Origin of the sequence: Bacillus sp. SRB_8, assembly GCF_003264205.1 — a bacterium.
GTDB classification, from domain to species: domain Bacteria; phylum Bacillota; class Bacilli; order Bacillales; family Bacillaceae_G; genus Bacillus_A; species Bacillus_A mycoides.
On sequence record NZ_NADT01000026.1, the window covers coordinates 293,361 to 314,463 of the forward strand.

Here is a 21,103-nt window from a genome sequence, read left to right on the forward strand (position 1 = left end):
TCAAAAAAGAACCTACCGGTTAATCAGCTATATTACTGGTTCAAGAAATTATTACTTCAAACGGAAGAGCCGAAGGAAAGTAAATGTTTAAAATGAATATATAATACATGCGAGAAAGAGCACAATTTGATAGGGGGGGCTTCCAAATGCATATGGATGAAAGAATGAATTTGCAGTTAACAAGCCAGGCTCTTCAGGTAATGAATAACGGAATTGCTGTCATAAGTCATGATGGAATCATCACATTCAGCAACCAACCATTCTGCAGCATGTTACATAAAAAAGAAAATGAAATAATAGGTAAGCATATATCAACGATTATTCCTGATCGTAAAAAGCTAGTAGTGAATCAAAATGATAGTTTGTACAAGTACGAGTGTAAGGTGGGCAACCAAGTATTGATTATAAATGAATCCCGTGTATATCAGAGCGGGAAAGAAGATGGATCAATTGCCATTTTGGAAAACAAGGAAAAAAGTATACAGTCCTTGGAAAGTATCATCAGTCGGTATGAAAATGCCTTGAATTTACTGTCGGAGTGTATTCTAGGGGTAAATGAACAAGGGATTGTCAATTTTTTAAGTGGTTCTTATGCACAATTTTTAGGGATTGATGATCCAAAGGAAGCGATAGGTAAGCATTGTACGGAGGTTGTTGAGAATACGAGGATGCATATTATCGTGAAGACGGGACAGGTGGAAATTGGGCATATCCAGCGTATAAGTAATCGGAATATTATCGCAACTCGCATACCTATTGTTAAGGACGGTGAGGTTATTGGTGCGATTGGTAAAATTATGTTTCATGATATACAGCAGTTTAAAGCTTTGGGGGATCAGATTAGTGCAATGGAATCAAAGTTATCTTACTATCAAACTGAATTACAGCGGTTGCAAGAAGGTAGGTTGTCCTTTCAAAGTATTATAGGAGAGAGTGCGAAAATGAAAGAAGTTAAAACGATGGCCTTGAAGGTTTCTAAAAGTCGGTCTACCGTTTTGATAAGAGGAGAGAGCGGTACAGGGAAGGAGCTCTTTGCGCATGCGGTACATCGTGCAAGTCCGCGTGCTAGGGGTTCATTTATTCGTTTGAATTGTGCTGCGATTCCGAGGGATCTTTTGGAGGCTGAATTATTTGGATACGAAGAGGGGGCTTTTACAGGAGCGAAAAAAGGTGGTAAGCCTGGGAAGATTGAGTTGGCCCATAAGGGAACGTTGTTTTTAGATGAGATCGGTGATATGTCTTTGGACATGCAGGTGAAGTTGCTGCGTGTGTTGCAAGAGAAAGAGATTGAAAGAATTGGTGGTACGAAAATTCAAAAGATTGATGTCCGTTTCATTGCGGCGACACATCGAAATCTTCGTGAAATGGTGCAAAGAGGGGAATTTAGGGAGGATTTATATTATAGGTTGAATGTGTTTGCGATCGATATTCCTCCGTTACGAGAGAGAAAGGAAGATATGATACATATAATGGAATTTTTAATTCGGAAATTGAATGGGGAGCTGGGTAGTAGCGTTCTTTCATTGGATGAGAGAGTAAGGAATATATTCATGGAGCATGATTGGCCAGGCAATATTAGGGAGCTAGAGAATGTGTTAGAACGAGCGATGAATGTTATAGAAGGAATGATTATTCAAGTGCATCATCTTCCTGTATATTTGCGGAAAAAAGATTTGGAAGAAGAGTTATATCATGAAATATTTGCGGTGGATCAAGAGAAGAATGAGATGAGTTATTCACTGCAGGAGGAAGTGGAATCGGCTGAAAAACGGGCGATTACAAGGGCTTTGGAAAAGACAGCTGGAAATATAAAAGAGGCAGCCAAGCTTTTAGGGATTCATCGGGCTAGCTTATATCGTAAAATAGAAAAATATGGAATTTCGTGAAAGGAAGCAAAGGGCAAACAGGCCCTTTTTTTGTTTGGTTTGCAGTAATACATACTGTCTCTTTTTTGCGACACTTTCTTATAGATGCGACATGATCGTAATCATTTGTAGCGCAAATGCGACATGTGAAGGTGGACATGTAAGGGAGACTTGGGGTATGTCCCTGAAGGAATAAGGGAATAGAGAATGAGTCGATTTTTGGCATGTTTCTTGCTATATAAATAAAAAAGATTATAGCAAGAAGGGATGGAATTCAATGCTGGAAAATCACAGTTTGCCACATTTTATTATGCAAAGTATTGAAAAAACACCAAGTAAGGTCTATTTACAATTTGAAGAACAAAGAGTTACGTATGAGGAGCTCTATCATCGAATTACAAAAGCTGCAGCGGGATTTTGTGAGCTCGGTATTCAAAAAGGGGATAAGGTTTGTATTATGCTTCATAACGCTCCTGAATATCTGGATGTATGGTTTGCTTTATCTTTTATGGGAGCAATTGCGGTGCCTCTGAATGTGCATTTAAAAGGGGAAGGTTTGCAGTATATTTTATCTCACTCTGATTGCAAGCTGATTATCGTTGATAAGGAATTTGTTCCTCAAATTGCTTCTTGTTTGCCATTTATACAAAGGGACATTCAAATTGTCGTTTACGGAAATGATGAAAGCGCAATTATTTTGAACGATGGTAAAGAACCGCTGGTAATCGAATTGAAAGATGTACTGAATACAAATAATCATCACCTTCCAACTGAATTTGTTTCCTCCTCTTCTATTAACAGTATTCTTTATACCTCTGGAACGACTGGATTACCTAAAGGGGTCATGTTAAGTCATTCTGCCTATGTAAATTCTGCGCAGTCATTTGCCACCTATATGGTTGGCGCAAGTTCGAAAGATATTTTATTTACAGCGCTGCCGTTATTCCATATTAACGCCCAGGCCCATACAGTACTCGGTGCTATTTCTTCCAATGCGACAATTGCTCTTGGCAAGCGGTTTAGTGCTTCTGGATTTTGGGATGAAATTCGCGGTCATGGCGCAACCATTTTTAATTCTTTAGGATCTATGATTCCTATTCTCTGCAAGCAACCAGAAAAGGAAAACGATAATGAAAATTTTGTAAGGGTGACGGCTTGTGCTGCTACGCCTAAGGAATTTTGGAAGCCGTTTGAGGAGAGGTTTGGCGTCCAGATTGTAGAAGGTTACGGATTAACGGAAACGACGGGTTTTTGTGTAACGAATCCATTGAATGCCAATAAGCCGCCTTCTATTGGAAAGCCTTATTCTTACGTAGAGACGAAGATTGTCAATGAGGATGGAAATGAAGCGCGGACTGGTGAAATTGGAGAGATTTTTATACGTTCCTTACAGGGACAAGCATTCATGGAAGGCTACTATAAAATGCGGGATAAAACAGAGGAGGCGATGAATGAGGGATGGTTCCATACAGGAGATCGCGGTTATCTAGATGAGGAAGGTTACTTATATTTTTGCGATCGAATCAAACAGTGTATCCGGAGGCGTGGAGAAAACATCTCCTCTTGGGAAATCGAAAAAGTCGTGAATAATCACCCGAAAGTACTTGAATCAGCGGCCATCGGTGTTCCATCGGAAGTGGGAGAAGAGGATGTCAAATTATATGTGATTGTAAAGAAAGGAGAAACGATGTCCCATGAAGAGATTATAGATTGGTGTCAAGAACGTATGGCTTACTTCATGGTGCCGCGATATGTTCAGTTCAGTGAAACTTTCCCAAAAACCGCGACGGAACGGATTCAGAAGTTCAAGCTGAAGGAGGAAGGAATCAGTACTGCTTGGGATCGCGAACAGGTCGGCTATGTAATTAAAAGAACGAGTTGATGTGTTGAAGGGTAGTAAAACAGTTTGCTTTTTATCTCATTACATATTGGAAAGAAGGGATTTCATTGGAAAATAAGCGGGTTGTTACATGGGCGAAAGAAAAAGGAATCGCGACGATTATCATTGATAATCCTCCTGTGAATGTACTGAGCTGTGCTGTGGTTGAGCAACTGACGGTGGTGGTCGATGAAATCGAACGGGATGATGAAGTAATTGCTGTACTTCTAACTGGCGCTGGAGAAAAGGCCTTCGTTGCAGGAGGAGACATCAAGTCATTTCCGGAATGGATTGGGAAAGGGAATGAATATGCAGAGGGAAAATCATTGTGGCTTCAGAATCCATTAAATAAAATAGAAAGATTGTCGAAGCCTGTAATCGCTGCTATTAACGGATTAGCGCTTGGGGGCGGGTGTGAATTAGCCTTATCATGTGATTTACGGATTATAGAAGAACATGCCCAAATCGGACTTCCAGAGGTGAAGTTAGGATTGTTTCCAGGTGCGGGAGGCACGCAACGTTTGCCTCGATTAATAGGAACTGCAAGTGCGAAAGAAATGATGTTCACTGGTGAACCGTTCACTGCCGAGGTAGCTTGGCGAGTTGGTTTGGTGAATCATGTTGTTCCGCGTGGCGAAGCGCTGAATAAGGCGAAGGAACTAGCCGCGAAGATGGCTCAATTTTCCCTTCCTGCTTTATCTTTGATGAAGCAATCTATCAATAAGGGATTATCTTCTTCTCTTGAGGACGGGCTAAAAATAGAAGCTGAGAATTTCGGCCATGTATTTCAAACGAGTGATGTAAGAGAGGGAGTGGAGGCTTTTATAGAAAAGAGGGTACCGCTTTTTCATCATAAATAAAATAACAAAAAGTAATGCCTGCCTCTGGCAGGTGTTGCAATAATATATATAAATATAAAAGGCTGTAAAGTAAATTTAAGAGAATCTATTTTATTGAGGGGGAATGCGGTTATGGATTTATTGATTGTATTGCTATCGCTTGGCTTGCTTATATTTGTAGCTTACCGAGGATTCTCAGTCATTTTATTCGCTCCGTTATGTGCTTTGTTGGCTGTATTTTTAACGGAACCGGCGAATGTTTTACCATTCTTTTCTAATGTTTTTATGGCGAAGATGGTCGGATTCATAAAATTATATTTTCCTGTATTTTTGCTTGGAGCGATATTCGGTAAAGTGGTAGAAATCACTGGAATAGCAGAAAAAATCGCGAAAATTATCATCCATTTTATAGGCGTGAAAAGAGCTATTCTTTCCATCGTGTTAATGGGAGCGATTCTTACATACAGTGGTGTCAGTTTATTTGTCGCAGTATTTGCGATTTATCCGTTTGCGGCGCAATTATTTCGCGAGGCGGATATTCCGAAACGTCTCATTCCAGCGACAATTGCATTCAGTGCATTCACGTTTTCGATGGATTCACTTCCTGGATCACCTCAAATCCAAAATGTTATTCCAACTACGTTCTTTAAAACAGATATTTATGCAGCTCCTACATTAGGGATTATCGGAGCACTGTTTATCTTTATATGTGGCATGCTGTATTTGGAAAGGTGTAGGAAGAAGGCTGCTGCTAAGGGAGAGGGGTACTTCGGAAAAGGCGGTGCCACTTCTGAACTGGCTGCCACAACTAGCGCACAATTGGTGCAAGCGCCTATTGTTTCCAGCGATGTTATTCCAGCTAGTTATTGGGTAGCTTTTCTTCCGCTTGTACTGGTCGGAGTGATGAATAAAGTCTTTACAGAATTCATCCCGGTTTGGTATACAAAGGGATTTGATTTTGCATCTATAGGTTTGAAGGAGTACGGAACGATTGATATGGGACAAGTCGTAGGTATTTGGTCAGTGGAAATGGCACTTCTTATCGGAATACTTGCTGCTATATTATTAAACTTCCAAGCGGTAAAAGAACAGTTTCAATCTATTACAAGCGTGGGCGTAAGTGGTTCAATCTTAGCTGCCATGAACACTGCAGCCGAGTATGGATTTGGTGCCGTTATAGCAGCTTTACCCGGATTTGTCATGATTCAAAATTCTTTGACAGGTACATTTTCAAACCCTTTAATTAGCGGAGCGGTCATGACGAATATTTTGTGCGGTCTGACGGGATCAGGTTCGGGTGGAATGAGTATTACATTAGGTTTAATGGCAGATAAATATATTGAAGCGGCAGCGAACTTTGATATTCCGTTAGATGTGCTGCATCGTGTAATTGCAATGGCAGCGGGAGGTATGGATACTCTCCCTCATAACGGAGCAGTTATAACTTTACTTGCAGTTACAGGATTAACACACCGAGAAGCTTATAAAGAGATTTTTGGTATTACGATAATTAAGACATTAGCCGTTTTCTTCGTTGTTGGAGTGTACATGATGTTTTCTATTGTATAGTAGGAAGGTTGATCGGCTGTTATAAATAACGCAGCCACCAAGTTAAGATTATGTATAATGGTAAACAGAAACAGCCATCATTCCATGAAACGATGGCTGTTTGTATGTTTTTAATGAATTTCACAAAAAACTTCAATTGTAGATTGGAATTGAACTATCCCAACCTTCACTTGGTCTAGAGGAGGAGGGCTTCTCGGTTAAAATGATAAAGTCGGTAAATTTACTTGTTACAACAATGCTCTTCTACTCATCCATTGCGTCATAACCCACTTTTCACCTTTGATAACAGGTGCAGCAACTACAAGCAAATCCTCACATTGGACCCCAGCTGGCCAACATTCATAATAGTCGTGAAAACCATTTACAAACATGATTTGTCCGTTCTCAAATAGGATAACAAATATGGAGTTTCCTTACCTATTTTATAAAAGGTTAAAAATAAACCATAATATTATTATGTAAACAAAATTGATGAATGTACAGCTTGTTAAATAGTTCAATATTTTTGATTTTTCTATGGCTGCATAAGTATGATGTTTGTAGGAGGGGATCATATGAGTATACACAAAAAAATCATAGCGATTTCAGGAAGTATTAGGGAAGGATCATCCAACACAAACATATTAAAAACTTTAGCAGCATTTATTCCAGAAGGTATAGATTACACTATTTATAATGGGATAGAGGAACTACCTCATTTTAATCCGGATGTAGATCGAGTTGGAGCACCGGTTGTTGTTGAAGAATTTCGAAAGACATTAAGTGAAGCACATGCACTTATTATTTGTACACCAGAGTATGCAAAAAGTATTCCAGGAGTTTTGAAGAATGCTTTAGAATGGCTTGTTTCATCAGCGGAACTTTATAAAAAGCCAGTGGCTATTATAACAGCTTCACCATCAATTGCGGGAGGGGATAAAGCCCATGAATCTTTATTACTTACACTAGGTATGCTAGATACAATTGTCGTTCAAAATGGCTCGTTATTAATCCCATCTGTGCGAACTAAATTTAGTGATGATGCAAAAGTAACAGATGAGGATACAAAGAAAGCTCTTATCTCTTTAGTTCAAAGTGTAGTAGACGAGATAAAGGAATAGTGATTTAGTTCGTATTAAGGTGAAAATGGGACTTTTATAATAAAAAAAGATAAAGGCAATGCTACGGCTAGTTCAAATGTAGCATTGCTTTTTTATATATTTAAATATATGTACTCAAAATCTCCCCAGGTAATCCATCAATCTCGCAAACTTTTTCAGATGTAAAACCAACGTTTAGTAAAATCTTCCGAGAGGGGGTATTGCTCGGATCGATAATTGCCTTTAGTACGTTTACATCTGTCTGCTTCGCTATATTTATTAATTCCTTTGCAATTGCACTACCATATCTTTTTCCCCAGTGCTCTGGCAAAATCATATATCCAAGTTCAGCTTCTTTTACATTATCTTCATTCACTGTTACATGTCCAAGGCCGATAAATTCATTTGTTGCACTGTCATAAACTTTATAAGACCCAAACAGTTTATGCTTTTCATTGCGCCTTAACAATTTTTCATAGTCGTTTTGTGCCTCTTCTAGCGGAATAGCACGCTCTGTAATTTGTGCCATCACTCTTTCATTTGATACGAGCTGGAAATATGGATTAAAATCTGTTGCTTCAAATTTTTTGAAATGTAGTTTATGCATCGGATTCCTCCAAACGAATTTTTAATTGTTCTTCAGAAAAGATAAACGATTGTTAAATAGTGATTTCTATTTGATTGCCTTCCGGATCGCTTATTACACTTTCGTAATAGCCATCTCCAGTGAAACGTGGTCCATTTAATAAAGGATAACCATCATCTTTTAATGTTGAAGTTAATTCATTTACACGTTCTTCACTACCGACAGAGAATGCCATATGTGCATAGCCAGTTATATTAAGATTAGGCTCATTTTCAATACCTTTTTTACGCATAAGTTCAATCCTTGCTCCAGATTCGAACGTAATAAAATAAGATTCAAAGTGTTTCGCTTCATTATGATATAAAGAGTTTGCTTTACCGTTAAAGTACTTTGTATAGAAAGTACGCATTAATTCTAAATCATTTACCCAAATTGCTATATGTTCGATTTTCATTCGTTTCACCAATCCATTCTTTATGTAAATTAAAAAATATGTACTCTGTAATAATTAGCGAAATTCAACAACACTAATTAGATGTTCACTTTATTAAATTTGCAACCATATTGCAAGAAATAAGAATGGACGTTAGGAAAAAGCGGATTGTAATGAAAAATTTTATTAATGGTATTAGATAATTTTTAAGTCATAACATGCATACAATGTCTAATTAAGTGAATTACGTACGTCAAAATTTCAAATAAGGAGGGGCATTTGTGGGGCAATTTGAACAAATGGTGATTGTCGGTATTTCCATGTCTTTTATACTGTCTATTATGATATTAGGGTCTACATATTATAATCCTCGCCTTTGGTTAAATGATTATCCGAAAGATATTCAAAAAGTAGTTTTGCCAAAATCGATAAATGAAAAAAAACAAACATTTTATTTCGGAATTATTTACAATATTATTCTCTTCGGAACGCCTTTAGTTTCTACATATATACTACATCACCATGGGAAATTATTGTATATTGAAGCCTATTTACATACTTTTGGGATTGTAATGATTTTCAATTTAGTAGATTTATTAATAATCGATTGGCTTATATTTTGCTGGATTACTCCAAGATTTGTTGTTATTCCTAGTACTGAGGGAATGAAAGGATATAAAGACTATAAGTTTCACTTAAGAGGTGCAATAGCTGGAACGCCATTTTTAGCAATTGTAAGTTTATTTTTGGCAGGAATTGCGACAACTATCTAGTGTGAAGTAGAAGGTCATGAAGAGTTTATAGAAGATAAGTAGATTTATAATGTATAGAATTAGAAATGAAAATTTGATAATATTGGAGTAGAAAGTTTTAAAAACAGTATATTAAGTGGTATTAATATACTGTTACAAATGTTTTGATACTCTGTGGAATTCCCTAATTTTATAGAAGCATTTGATAGAACTCAAAAAAAACGCAATGGAGGCTAATATGAAAAAAATAATTGGCGCAGCAACAGCAACAGTTCTTGGATTGGGGGCTTTTACCACATCTGCTATCGCAGAAACTATCGTAACAGCGGATGTACTCAACGTACGTGAAAAGCCAACTACGGAATCAAAAGTTGTCGAAAAAGTAAAAGAAGGACAAAAGTTAAAGGTCATACATACTGAAGAAGGATGGTCAAAAATTGAGTTAAATGGTAAAGAAGTATTTGTAAGTTCGGAGTTTACAAAAGATATTTACCATGTAACAGCAAACCTATTAAATGTACGTACTGAAGCAAACACAGAATCAGAAATTCTTGGCAGACTGAAACAAGATGATGTAATTGAATCAACACATCAAGTAAAAGATGGATGGCTGCAATTTGAGTATAAAGGAAAAACAGCTTATGCAAATGTTTCTTTCCTATCAAGTACAGCACCAATTGAAAAGAAAGCTGAAGAGAAAACGAAGCGAGTAGCGAAAGTACAAAAAGCAGTTAAAGCAAAGGAAGAAGTAAAAACGCAGAAAGAAGCAAAAGTACAAGAAATAGCAAAAGCGAAAGAAACAACAAAAGAGCAGAAAGAAGTGAAGGTAAAAGAAATAGCAAAGCCTAAAGAAGAAGCGAAAGTAACAGAGAGAGTAAAAGTTAAGGAAGAAATGAAAGCAGAAGAAATAGTAAAGCCTAAAGAAGAAGCGAAAGTAACAGAGAGAGTAAAAGTTAAGGAAGAAACGAAAGCAGAAGAAATAGTAAAGACCAAGGAAGAAGAAAAAGTAAAAGAAGAAGCGAAAGCACAAGAAATAGCAAAAGCTAAGGCAGAAGAAAAAGTACGAGAAATAGAAAAAGCAAAGGAAGAAGCAAGAGCACAAGAAATAGCAAAAGCTAAGGAAAAAGCAAAGGAAGAAGCAAAGGAAGAAGCAAGAGCACAAGAAATAGCAAAAGCTAAGGAAAAAGCAAAGGAAAAAGCAAAGGAAGAAGCAAAGGAAGAAGCAAAAGCACAAGAAATAGCAAAAGCTAAGGAAAAAGCAAAGGAAGAAACAAAAGCACAAGAAATAGCAAAGGCTAAGGAAGAAGCAAAAGCACGAGAAATAGAAAAAGCAAAAGAAGAAGCAAAAGCGCAGGAAATAGCAAAGGCTAAGAAAGAAGCGCAAGCACGAGAAATAGAAAAAGCGAAAGAAGAAGCGAAAGCAAAAGAAGCAACAAAGACACAAGAAGTATCTAAAAATAACACACAGTCTGCTAAACGTGAATTAACGGTAGTAGCGACAGCATATACTGCTGATCCAAGTGAAAATGGTACATATGGTGGACGCGTTTTAACTGCGATGGGTCATGATTTAACGGCAAATCCTAATATGAGAATTATCGCAGTAGATCCGAAGGTAATCCCATTAGGATCTAAAGTATGGGTAGAAGGTTATGGAGAAGCTATTGCTGGTGATACTGGTAGTGCTATTAAAGGAAATCGTATTGATGTTTTAATGGGTTCAAAAAGTAAAGCTATGAACTGGGGAAGACAAACTGTTAAAGTAAAAGTTTTATAATAATGGTTATCCAAATAGAAGTCAGTTCTCTTTATTGAGACTGGCTTTTATTTTTTACCTTAATGTGATTCATTGAAAAAATTTGAAGGATATGTAAAAGAATAAAACCTTAATTTTGCTGCTGAGTACCGTGAGCAGTAAAAGTAACCCTATTGAATTATATAATCCTTATTTGTATTTCTGACAACCATATTGTTCTTCTATCACTATTAAAATACAATTAGATAAATAGGAGAAAAATATTCATAAAATAGTAATTGTTTTATTTAGTCTTATACTAGAGTTTATAACGTTCCAAATCCCTATAGTGTCAGAATGGATACAGAACTCAGTCTTCTTGTAAATTGTTATTATTTTATTATCGTATTCATACCAAAAAGATAACGGTGATAAGAATGAGAAAAATGATGATTAGCAACAATAAAAAATATTTTATGTACCGAAAGTTATTAAAAGATTAGTATCGAGGATTACCTTTATAAGCGAGAAGAGGATAGAATATGACAATGGAATTATATGGCGAACATTGGGATGGAATAAAAGGGTATAGAGTAATGGAAGGGAAAGATTCATATAATCATTATTTCGGTGGTCAAGATTGTGAATTACCATTGTGTAAGTTATGCGGTGAGAAAATGCATCAAATTTTTTGTTTTGATTTGAAAGATGAGAAACTTTCTGAACTTAAAAATGATGAATTGATTGTATTACCATTCATCTCTTGCTTGAATTGTGCGATGGTGTGGGAGCCGCAATATTTTCAATTAAGTAATGGGGGCAAAACGGCACAAATAATAAAACAAGACAATACGGAAGAGTGGATTATGGAAGCTGAGTATAAGCTACCGGTCAATCTTCCAAAAACTAATGTAAAGCTAACGAATATGAAAAATGAAGATATACCTACTGATGAAGATCGTTACTGGGAAGCTTTTGACTTATTCGGTTCGGAATATGTATGTAGATTGTTAGGAGCGCCCCTATACGATGATGTTCCAGAAGATTTAGGATGTCCAACTTGTTCTAAAGAGATGAAATATGTTGCTACAATTACACAAGACCTTGAAGAACGGGAACTTATTTCAGTAGTTGATTTTCAGTTTGGGGAAATGAATATATATTATTACTTATGTAAAGATTGTTCCGTTATGAAAACTGAAATACAAGGAACATAATAAAATAAGACTGACAAATGATTCAGTCTTATTTTTGTTGTGTAACGTCATTAAGAATAGTGTGAAATACATCTTTTTGCGTGAAATCATCTGTAAATACAGTTTCTCTAGCAACTTCAATTGTATCGTGAGGATTATACCATTTCCGTAATGCATCCTCACCAAATTCATGCCTTTTTCCCCTTGTGTTATGGCGTCTAATTGTTTCCTCTAATGATAAATCGAATTAATATGTAAACGTATTTTCATCAAAAAAATGTATTAATTCTTTCAGCATATCACCGTATCTACGACTGCTCAGTATACCTTCTAAAATAACAAATTCACATTTTCCTTTTCCGTACTTCGTAATTTCAAATAATAAATCATGAGATAAGTTACCTATTGTATCGTGAACTTTTAGCATATCTCTGCGCACAACGTCTTGTGAGACTAAAAGTGTTCCTTGCCCGAAATGTTCTTGCAGTTCCTTTGCGATTGTTGTTTTGCCACTTGCGGAGTTTCCACGAAGAATGATTAATGTCGATTTCAAAGTCTCATCTCCTATGTGTTTTTATTAGACAATTTTCAGTAGGGCTATACTAGATTTTTAGAATAAACTCGTTTACAGAGCTTATTTTAGCTTTGTAAACGAGTGGTGTTATGCGAAGAGTTATTGTACGAATGTATTTTGTCCAGATGCAATTTTCCACGTATCTTTTTCTTTAACCATAACATACATAGCGAGGCTACTTTGTTCATTTTCTATTATCGTTCCTTCAGAAGTTGTTGGATATTGTTTAATGTGTACGATAGCTACATCGGAACGTATGAAATGAATGTCTTCAATTTCATACTGTGCATAAGAGTTGTGAAGTGGTCCTGCTAAAAGAATTTTGTGAGCTTCATTGATTTGTTTCCAGCCCGAGAGGCGAATTCCTAAGACATTTACCCATGAAGCGTGTAATGTAAAGTGACGATCAAGTTCATCGGCATCATGTTTATTGAATGCAGCTTCAACTTCATGAATGGTTTGTTCAATGTGCTTTATCCCTAATTGTAATTCTTCTTTGGAATTATAGTATTTAGTCATGTGAATTCCTCCAATTTATTGTTTATTACTTTTATTTTATTACGGGAAAATCACATTATCCTCCAACGATAGTAGTATTTATTTTAATTAAAATATAGGCGGAAGTATGATTTGTAGTAAGGGGAATAAAATGAATTTTTCGGTAATTGAATAAGGTTAAGTATATAATCAATGTAATGGATAATAAAGAGGGATGTTAAATAGAGTAAGTAACAAAAAAGTCTCAGTCTTTTTGGAAGCGAGACTGGGTATGCACTCTTTTTGCATTTCTTGTTATGCAATTCATACTTTTCTTCTGTGAATTAAACTCATGGTGGTCTCCCAAATTTAGTGAAGGGGGATTATTTGAAAGAATTATGAACTCACAGTTCTTTACAGAAACATTTGCTCCGTATAAAACTTCACAATTTAACTTGTATACAGCATTTTTTATCATTGCATTACTACCATATGCGCATTAATAGGCACAATTAAAGATTTAACATCAAGGGAAAATACAAAGATTTAAGCTATTAACAAAGAGGTGTAATATGCTATTTCAAAAAGAAAATTTATCGGTTAGATACGTAATAAAAAACGATGCACCTATCATTTCAAAATGGTTAACAGACCCAGAAGTCCTGCAGTATTACGAAGGACGAGATAATCCGCAATCTGTAGAAGAGGTACTTGCCCATTTTATACATAATCCAAACAGTAATGAAAAAAGATGCTTAGTAGAATTTGATGAAATGCCGATCGGCTACATTCAAATGTATCCAGTTGATTTTGAATGGAAAGCGTTATATGGATATGAAGAATCACAAAATGTATGGGGAATGGACCAATTTATCGGTGAACCGATCTTTTGGGGAAAAGGAATTGGAACAAAACTTGTTCAAGCAGCTATTACATACATTATGGAGAAATTGGGTGCGGAAGCAATCGCGATGGATCCTAGAGTAAATAACGAACGTGCGATAAAGTGTTATGAAAAATGCGGATTTAAAAAAGTGAAGATTTTAAAGGAACATGAACTGCATGAGGGGAAATTAGAAGATTGTTGGATGGTAGAATATAAACAATTATAATAAATATGCAGGGGCTTATAAAAATAAAGGGAGCTGTGTGAAATGAAAAAGGCATTACTAGTTATTGATGTGCAAGCGGGTATGTATACAGCAGGAATCCCAGTACATAATGGGGAAAAGTTTTTAGAAACGTTGCAAGAGCTCATTGGGGAATGTCGTTCAAATGGTATTCCGGTTATTTATGTACAACATAACGGGCCAAAAGATCATCCGTTAGAAAAAGGTACAGATGGCTGGAAAGTGCATGCGGCGATTGCTCCGCGAGAAGGGGAGCTTGTCGTTGAAAAGACGACTCCAGACTCATTCCATAAGACAAACTTAAACGAAGTGTTACTAGGAAAAGGGATTGAGCATGTTATTATTTCAGGAATGCAAACAGAGTACTGTGTTGATACGACAACGCGAAGAGCGTTTAGTGAAGGGTATAAAGTAACATTAGTAAGTGATGCACATAGCACATTTGACACAGATGTATTACGCGCTGAAGATATTGTAAAACATCATAATGTTGTATTTGGATCATTTGCAGATGTTATTACGTTAAAAGATTTAAAAGTAAAAGCGTAATTACAGAAGTTGCTGTCTCTTAATGGGGCAGCTTTTTTATTTGAAGATAGGCTATCAAACGTTGTCGATAAATCGATATTTCTTGTCGAATCGTTGATATAATTTCATTCACCGTATTGATAGTACAAAAAACAAAAAGGAGCGCCACATCGTCAAAAATTCGACTGATGAGACAGCTACTTTTTTGCACCAGTAATTATGGCTTTATTTCTTCTTATCTTTATCCAACACATTCTGTTCTTCAGCAAACTCCGTGCCATATGCAAACCGGCGATTAATTCGAATGTTATCATTGCTGTGCCTTGTGTGGGAATCAGAAAAGCGATGGACGATTACTTCTGATAATGTAAAGACGATGGCAGAAAGGATACTGCCCCATGCAATTTGCATGTAGTTGTCTAATAAAATATTACCAAAAATCCAAACGCTTAAATACGTAAGTAAGAAATCCGTCATAATGGCAGCGGAATTGCCAATTCGATTTAAAATAATTTTATCAACAAACATATAAGAAACGATTGTGACGAAGAGACTAAAAGAAATGATTTGGACGAGCGTTGCTGGGAAAAATAGAGCTAGTCCGATACTAAAAGCGATGATGCATGATATAAATTTGATAAGTATTACAGTAATATCACTCAATATTTACACCTCCCATTTATACATAGTTTTACAATAAATACAGGAGTTCATACATTGGAACGGTTTAATTTAGATAAAACTTTATCATGCTGAAATTTTATCTAAATATTAAAAAAACATTTAAAAAATGTTATAGTGAAATGAGAGCGTATGACATTTTTAGGTAAGGGGGAATCCGGGATGTGGATAACTTCAGAAGTAGAAATTCCAGATGAGTTAATCGATCACCTTGAACAAGGTAAGTTAGTATTATTCGTTGGAGCAGGAGTTTCTATGAAGGGGAAATCAAACTTACCGAATTTCGATGATTTAGTTGATGAAATTTCGAAAGCTTTATATGTCGAAAGGCGTGAGATGACAGAACCCCACGATTATTATCTCGGTAAAATTGCGAAAACGAAAGATGTGCATCAAGTTGCAAGAGACCTCGTTAATATAGAAAAATCAAAACCAAATCCATTACACTATGCGATTCCAAGGCTGTTTCCGTTAGATACGGATGTTCGAATTGTAACGACAAACTTTGATCAACATTTTACGTCTGTAATTACAGAAATGAATAGAGAGCTGAATATTTATTATGCACCTGCTTTACCGACAGGGAGAGCGTTTAAAGGGTTGGCTTACATACATGGGAATGTAGAACAAGAGAAAGAAGCTTTAATTTTAACGGATGGTGATTTTGGAAGGGCTTACTTAACAGAAGGATGGGCGAGACGATTTTTAGTTGATTTATTCTCAAATTACACTGTTTTATTCGTTGGGTATAGTCATAATGATCCTGTAATGAAATATTTAGCAACAGGCTTACCACCGAGTACAAGGCGTTATGCTTTCGTCGCACAAGGTGATAATACATATCATTGGGAGCATTTAGGGATAAGACCGATTGTGTATCCGAATAAAGCAAATAATCATCAGGCGCTTGTGAAAGCGGTGAAGCGGTGGGCGGAATTAATGGGGGATAATTATATTACGAAAAGAATGCGCATTCGTGATATTGTAACCGTTCCTCCATCAGTAGAGCAGGAGCAATTATCCTATATAAAACAGTCAATAAAAAAAATTGAAACCGTTCGGTACTTCGTTGAATTTGCTCGTGATTATGAATGGGTGGAATGGCTTGAAGCAGAAGGGAAACTAAGAAATTTATTTCTGCTTACAGCAAATTATGATGAAGTAGATGAATTGCTTGCGGAATGGTTAGTGGAGCAATTTCTATTTAGTCATCAAAAAGAACTATTTCAATTGATTTTTAAAAATCATTCTAAAATATCCCCGTTATGGTGGCGAACAATTTGTACTTACTTAAACGAAACGAAAGAAACGATGGACCCTTTGTTGTTTGCAAGATGGACATTGCTTTTATTAGAAACAGCAGAGAAAGATAGTAGCTCTATTGAAATGATCACATATTTATTGCAAAAATGTTCTTTCCCTGAGCATAAAGAAATTGGCTTGTTGCTATTAACGTTTATTTTAGACGGGAAACTTAAATTGAAGCGTGTAAGAAGATGGGGAAATGATACGCAAGAGTCGATTGAACTCGAGGAATCGAGTCGTATACCAATGCCTATTTTTTCTCATGTGGAGCGAATTTGGAAAGAGAAAATGAGACCACATATTACTTACTACGCAAATCCGATTATGGTTACGGGGTTAGAAAAGATACAACTATTGTCATTAAGACAAAATGCACTGAAAAGAAGAGATAGAGAAATTTCAGAGCAGGAGTTACAACAAAATGATTTTACATTTTTAATTCAAATTGTAAAAGAGTGTCTTACATATTTATGTGAAAACAATGAGAAAAAAGCAAATCATTATATTACAGAAATGATAGAAACTGATAGTGTACTTCAAAAGCGAATTGCAATTGAAGCAATGATTAATAATGTATTCGTTACAGCGGATGACAAACTGAAGTGGTTGTTACATGTAGATGTTCTGTTAGATTTCACATGTAAACATGAAGTGTTTCAACTTTTAAAGAATTATTACGCAGATGCTTTAGAGGAAACGAAAGAAGAAGTAATTCAACATGTATTAGAGTATCTTGCAGAAGAGAGGGCGTTTGATGCTTGTCTTGTATTAGACTTACTATTCACGTGTGATTCGAATAGTAAGTGTACGGCGGAAGGATACGAGCTAATGAAACAGAAACACCCCCATTTTTCTTCAGATCTATACAGTGTTCCAAAGAAAGAGGCAAATGAACAACGTATTACATGCAATGTAACAGCTGATGGATTACTGCAGCTGAAAGACGATGAAATAATGGAGCAAGTTCGGCAAATTTCAAGAGACGGTGTTTTTGAACAACGCCATTTTTTAGAGATGTTATCAAAAGCGTGTAAATTGAATGTAGAGTGGAGTATTTCGTTTGCTTATCAACTAGTAGGCGTGCACGAAATTAGTAATGAAGTATGGTTTGTGTGTATAAGAGAGTGGCGAAATAACCGGAATTTGACGAATGAACAAATTCAAAAAATCATTCCGTTATTGCAGAAATTTATTAGAAATACTGCTTTTCATTGGTTAATTAGTAGTTTTTTATATGAAATTAGTAATCGATTAGAAGAGTTAGATGAAAATAGTATACGGATTGTAAAACGCTTTGCCTTTTCTGTACTTCCACAAGTTATGAGAGGGGAATCGGATTTTAAAATTGGAAAACAAGAGTTTTACAATGAATCCATTCAGCACCCTGTTGGGAAGATGACCGCCGTATTATTAAAACTGTTAGCATATGATCATTTATACGATCGCAATGTGTATGAATATTTATTTTTATTTGAGGAACAGGTAAGGGTTACTTCGGAACGTACAAACTTTATGTTTGCTCGTTTAACAGCAGATATTACGTTTTTATACCATATTGAGAAGCAATGGTGTCGGAAAAATGTACTACCTTACTTAGATTTAAAGAAAGAAAGTGAGCTTACGAAATATGCGTGGGCGGGATTATGTTATACGCAAATTAATCTACCTTTGTTTACAGAAATAAGACGATATATTAAGTATGCAGTAGAACATTTAGATGCACTACATCCATATACGAGAGAAGCATTTTTAAAATGGCTTAGCTTTGTATTTATTAAATGCGTATTATACTGGGAGCAAAAAACAGATTGGTTATATCCACTTTTGATGCAAGAAAACGAAGAGAATAAAATTAAATTTATGCAGTATTTATGCTACTACGTAAAAACGTTAAGTGGTAAGGAGCAACAAAAATTTTGGACAGCGTGGCTTAGTGTGTTTTTAAGAGAACGTCCGAAAATGGGCTTAATAACAACGAGAGAATATATGATGCTTTTACGTATTGTTTTATGCATGGATGAGGTTTTAGAAAAAGGATTAAATATTATTTCTAGTAAATTTCAAGGTGTGGAAGGACAATCTAATCAAGAAGAAATGAAACAGTTGTTTATAGAGATACTTGAAAAGAAAGAGCGTATGAAAGCGTATAAAGAATTGTATGCAAATGTGTTTTTCACTTTACTGCAGACGTGTCAAGAAGCCGATTTACTTGAAAGTGAGATCATACAAATAAAAGAACTATTAACCAGGTATGAAGTAGAAAGACATGTATTAAATTTAATAGAAAATGAAATAATTCGCATCGGAATCGTAACGGAGAATTTACAAGAGGAATCATAGGGCGGAAGTGGAATTTTTAAAAAATATATAAAAAGTTATTGACAGTGTTTTGAAAAGCGTTCTATAATACGAATCATACTTATTCAATTTCAAAAACATTTGAATAAACAAAGTGCAATGAAGAGATCACAGTAGTGGTTAGTCTTACTGTAACAGAGAGCTGGTGGTTGGTGTGAACCAGTACAGGGATAATCATGAATTACAGTCTTGGAGCATCTTTTTCGTAGTAAAGATAGTATTGTCTTTATGAAGAAAGAGCGGTCAATTGATCGTTAACAGTGAAGAGAGGTAGACGGAAAGTTAGTCTACAACTAGGGTGGTACCGCGATAAATATCGTCCCTACTGATTTATTCAGTAGGGACTTTTTGTATTTTGACGGTCCAACTTGAAAATATAATAAACATGCGTTGAAAGGAAAAGCAGTAGTTGTTGTTTCCCTGTAACAGAGAGCTGGTGGTTGGTGTGAACCAGTACAAAAACAAGAGCGAATTACAGTCCTGGAGCATCTTTTTCGTAGTAAAGATATGTATCTTTATGAAGGGAAAGACGGTCACATTGATCGTTAACAATGAAGAGAGGTAGACGAAAGAAGTCTACAACTAGGGTGGTACCGCGATAAATATCGTCCCTACTGATTGAATCAGTAGGGCTTTTTTGTACAAAAAAGTGGCTTATTAACTATTAGTTAGTGTCTTTATGGTAATTATTAGTTTAAAATAAGAAGAGGTATCGATTCCACTTTAAATTTGTATAATTAACCAGTTCAGAAAATAGAGAATTTTTTATTCTCTTACTATACTTTTAAAACATTAGAGGAGGATTTCCAAATGGCAAATCACGAATTAGATCAATTACGTAAACAGGTAGATGAAATTAACTTACAACTATTACACCTATTAAACAAACGCGGTGAAATCGTTCAAAAGATTGGGGAGCAAAAACAAGTACAAGGTACGAAACGCTTTGATCCAGTACGTGAGCGTGAAGTACTTGATATGCTTGCAGAGCATAACGAAGGACCATTCGAAACGTCAACGATTCAACATATTTTCAAAACGATTTTCAAAGCTAGCTTAGAATTGCAAGAAGATGATAACCGTAAAGCATTACTAGTTTCACGTAAAAAGAAAAAAGAAAATACAATTGTTAATGTTAAAGGTGAATTGATTGGAAACGGAACACAAACGTTCATTATGGGACCTTGTGCGGTAGAAAGTTTAGAGCAAGTTCGCCAGGTAGGGCAAGCTATGAAAGACCAAGGCTTAAAATTAATGCGCGGCGGTGCTTTCAAACCGAGAACATCTCCATACGATTTCCAAGGTTTGGGAGTAGAAGGTTTACAAATTTTACGACAAGTAGCAGATGAGTTCGACTTAGCGATTATTAGTGAAATTTTAAATCCGAATGACGTAGAAATGGCGCTAGAATACGTTGATGTAATTCAAGTTGGTGCACGTAACATGCAAAACTTCGATTTACTACGAGCTGTAGGAAAGGTTAATAAGCCAGTATTACTAAAACGTGGATTAGCAGCAACAATTGATGAGTTCATTAATGCAGCGGAATACATTATTGCACAAGGTAATGACCAAATTATTCTTTGTGAGCGCGGTATTCGCACATACGAGAGAGCGACACGTAACACATTAGATATTTCAGCAGTACCGATTTTAAAGAAAGAAACACATTTACCAGTTATCGTTGACGTAACACATTCAACTGGACGTAGAGATTTACTATTACCAACAGCGAAAGCAGCACTTGCTATTGGAGCAGATGCAGTAATGGCTGAAGTTCATCCAGACCCAGCAGTTGCGTTATCAGATTCTGCGCAACAAATGGATATTCCAGAATTCCATAGATTCATGGATGAGTTAAAAGGTTTCAAAAATAAATTATCTTAATTCCATATCATAAATGCACTGAAGAGGAAACAGTAGTGCTTATCTCACTGTTAAAGAGAGCTGATGGCCGGTGTGAATCAGTACAAAGGTAAGCATGAATTACAGCCTTGGAGCATCTTTCCCGCCAACTTTTGGAGAGAAAGACGGTCAAACGATCGTTAAAGAAGAAGAGAGGTAGACGAAAGAAGTCTACAACTAGGGTGGTACCGCGATAAACATCGTCCCTACTG

Annotated in this window: 16 protein-coding genes, 2 pseudogenes and 3 other annotated features; of the genes and pseudogenes, 13 read left to right on the forward strand and 5 right to left on the reverse strand. The window is 36.0% G+C overall.

Features of this window, described 5'->3' with window-relative positions:
- Positions 1-146 precede the first annotated feature (146 nt).
- The 5 genes from B5P40_RS23260 (at position 147) to B5P40_RS23280 (ending at position 7,252) form a co-directional block, all read left to right on the forward strand.
- Positions 147-1,886 carry a sigma-54-dependent Fis family transcriptional regulator gene (locus B5P40_RS23260; RefSeq protein ID WP_002168152.1) on the forward strand — a complete coding sequence of 580 codons (1,740 nt, stop codon included), beginning with the start codon at positions 147-149 and terminating at the stop codon, positions 1,884-1,886.
- 256 nt (positions 1,887-2,142) lie between these two features.
- Positions 2,143-3,747, forward strand: a complete 1,605-nt coding sequence (locus B5P40_RS23265; protein ID WP_002142268.1) for an ATP-dependent acyl-CoA ligase — start codon at positions 2,143-2,145, stop codon at positions 3,745-3,747.
- A 65-nt stretch (positions 3,748-3,812) separates the two neighbouring features.
- Positions 3,813-4,604 (forward strand): enoyl-CoA hydratase, encoded by a 792-nt coding sequence (locus B5P40_RS23270; RefSeq protein ID WP_002032823.1) that lies wholly within the window; start codon positions 3,813-3,815, stop codon positions 4,602-4,604.
- 111 nt (positions 4,605-4,715) lie between these two features.
- Entirely contained in the window at positions 4,716-6,152 is a 1,437-nt protein-coding gene (locus tag B5P40_RS23275) for a GntP family permease (RefSeq protein WP_002168153.1), read from the forward strand.
- Between the two features lie 554 nt (positions 6,153-6,706).
- Complete coding sequence (locus B5P40_RS23280; RefSeq protein ID WP_113709978.1) at positions 6,707-7,252, forward strand: NADPH-dependent FMN reductase; 546 nt, start codon at positions 6,707-6,709, stop codon at positions 7,250-7,252.
- Positions 7,253-7,352: 100 nt separating this feature from the next.
- On the opposite strand, the gene B5P40_RS23285 is transcribed toward B5P40_RS23280, so the two are convergent.
- Together B5P40_RS23285 and B5P40_RS23290 are read right to left on the reverse strand one after the other, a co-directional pair.
- Complete coding sequence (locus B5P40_RS23285; protein ID WP_113709979.1) at positions 7,353-7,838, reverse strand: GNAT family N-acetyltransferase; 486 nt, start codon at positions 7,836-7,838, stop codon at positions 7,353-7,355.
- Between the two features lie 52 nt (positions 7,839-7,890).
- A complete protein-coding gene (locus B5P40_RS23290; RefSeq protein WP_113709980.1) occupies positions 7,891-8,271 on the reverse strand; it encodes a VOC family protein in 381 nt (126 codons plus the stop codon).
- A 260-nt stretch (positions 8,272-8,531) separates the two neighbouring features.
- On the opposite strand from B5P40_RS23290, the gene B5P40_RS23295 reads away from it, so the two are divergent.
- The 3 genes from B5P40_RS23295 (at position 8,532) to B5P40_RS23305 (ending at position 11,954) form a co-directional block, all read left to right on the forward strand.
- Positions 8,532-9,023, forward strand: a complete 492-nt coding sequence (locus tag B5P40_RS23295; protein WP_078176511.1) for a nitroreductase — start codon at positions 8,532-8,534, stop codon at positions 9,021-9,023.
- A gap of 217 nt (positions 9,024-9,240) precedes the next feature.
- Positions 9,241-10,779: a cell wall-binding protein EntB gene (entB, locus tag B5P40_RS23300; protein ID WP_113709981.1), complete on the forward strand. Its 1,539-nt coding sequence runs from the start codon at positions 9,241-9,243 to the stop codon at positions 10,777-10,779.
- Between the two features lie 500 nt (positions 10,780-11,279).
- Positions 11,280-11,954, forward strand: a complete 675-nt coding sequence (locus B5P40_RS23305; RefSeq protein ID WP_113709982.1) for a hypothetical protein — start codon at positions 11,280-11,282, stop codon at positions 11,952-11,954.
- A gap of 28 nt (positions 11,955-11,982) precedes the next feature.
- On the opposite strand, the pseudogene B5P40_RS23310 reads toward B5P40_RS23305, so the two are convergent.
- A pseudogene (locus B5P40_RS23310) lies at positions 11,983-12,486 on the reverse strand (kinase).
- A 120-nt stretch (positions 12,487-12,606) separates the two neighbouring features.
- Positions 12,607-13,026, reverse strand: a complete 420-nt coding sequence (locus tag B5P40_RS23315) for an SgcJ/EcaC family oxidoreductase (protein ID WP_061674140.1) — start codon at positions 13,024-13,026, stop codon at positions 12,607-12,609.
- A gap of 209 nt (positions 13,027-13,235) precedes the next feature.
- Between B5P40_RS23315 and B5P40_RS23320 the strand changes: the two are divergent.
- The 3 genes and pseudogenes from B5P40_RS23320 to B5P40_RS23330 form a co-directional block, all read left to right on the forward strand.
- Positions 13,236-13,534 (forward strand): annotated as a pseudogene (locus B5P40_RS23320) (YfzA family protein); the annotation flags it as partial.
- Positions 13,535-13,556: 22 nt separating this feature from the next.
- On the forward strand, positions 13,557-14,096 hold the full coding sequence (locus tag B5P40_RS23325; protein ID WP_113709983.1) for a GNAT family N-acetyltransferase: 540 nt from the start codon (positions 13,557-13,559) through the stop codon (positions 14,094-14,096).
- 42 nt (positions 14,097-14,138) lie between these two features.
- Positions 14,139-14,663: a cysteine hydrolase family protein gene (locus tag B5P40_RS23330; protein ID WP_078176516.1), complete on the forward strand. Its 525-nt coding sequence runs from the start codon at positions 14,139-14,141 to the stop codon at positions 14,661-14,663.
- 204 nt (positions 14,664-14,867) lie between these two features.
- On the opposite strand, the gene B5P40_RS23340 is transcribed toward B5P40_RS23330, so the two are convergent.
- The gene (locus tag B5P40_RS23340; RefSeq protein WP_113709984.1) at positions 14,868-15,305 is read right to left on the reverse strand and encodes a YndM family protein; all 438 of its coding nucleotides are present in this window, start codon (positions 15,303-15,305) and stop codon (positions 14,868-14,870) included.
- A 150-nt stretch (positions 15,306-15,455) separates the two neighbouring features.
- Here B5P40_RS23340 and B5P40_RS23345 point away from each other — a divergent pair, with 150 nt between their 5' ends.
- Entirely contained in the window at positions 15,456-18,968 is a 3,513-nt protein-coding gene (locus tag B5P40_RS23345) for a DUF4020 domain-containing protein (protein ID WP_113709985.1), read from the forward strand.
- A 108-nt stretch (positions 18,969-19,076) separates the two neighbouring features.
- Positions 19,077-19,313: a binding site (T-box leader), on the forward strand.
- Between the two features lie 54 nt (positions 19,314-19,367).
- Positions 19,368-19,602 (forward strand) — a binding site (T-box leader).
- A 194-nt stretch (positions 19,603-19,796) separates the two neighbouring features.
- Positions 19,797-20,873: a bifunctional 3-deoxy-7-phosphoheptulonate synthase/chorismate mutase gene (locus tag B5P40_RS23350; protein ID WP_002013433.1), complete on the forward strand. Its 1,077-nt coding sequence runs from the start codon at positions 19,797-19,799 to the stop codon at positions 20,871-20,873.
- A 9-nt stretch (positions 20,874-20,882) separates the two neighbouring features.
- Positions 20,883-21,102: a binding site (T-box leader), on the forward strand.
- Position 21,103 lies beyond the last annotated feature (1 nt).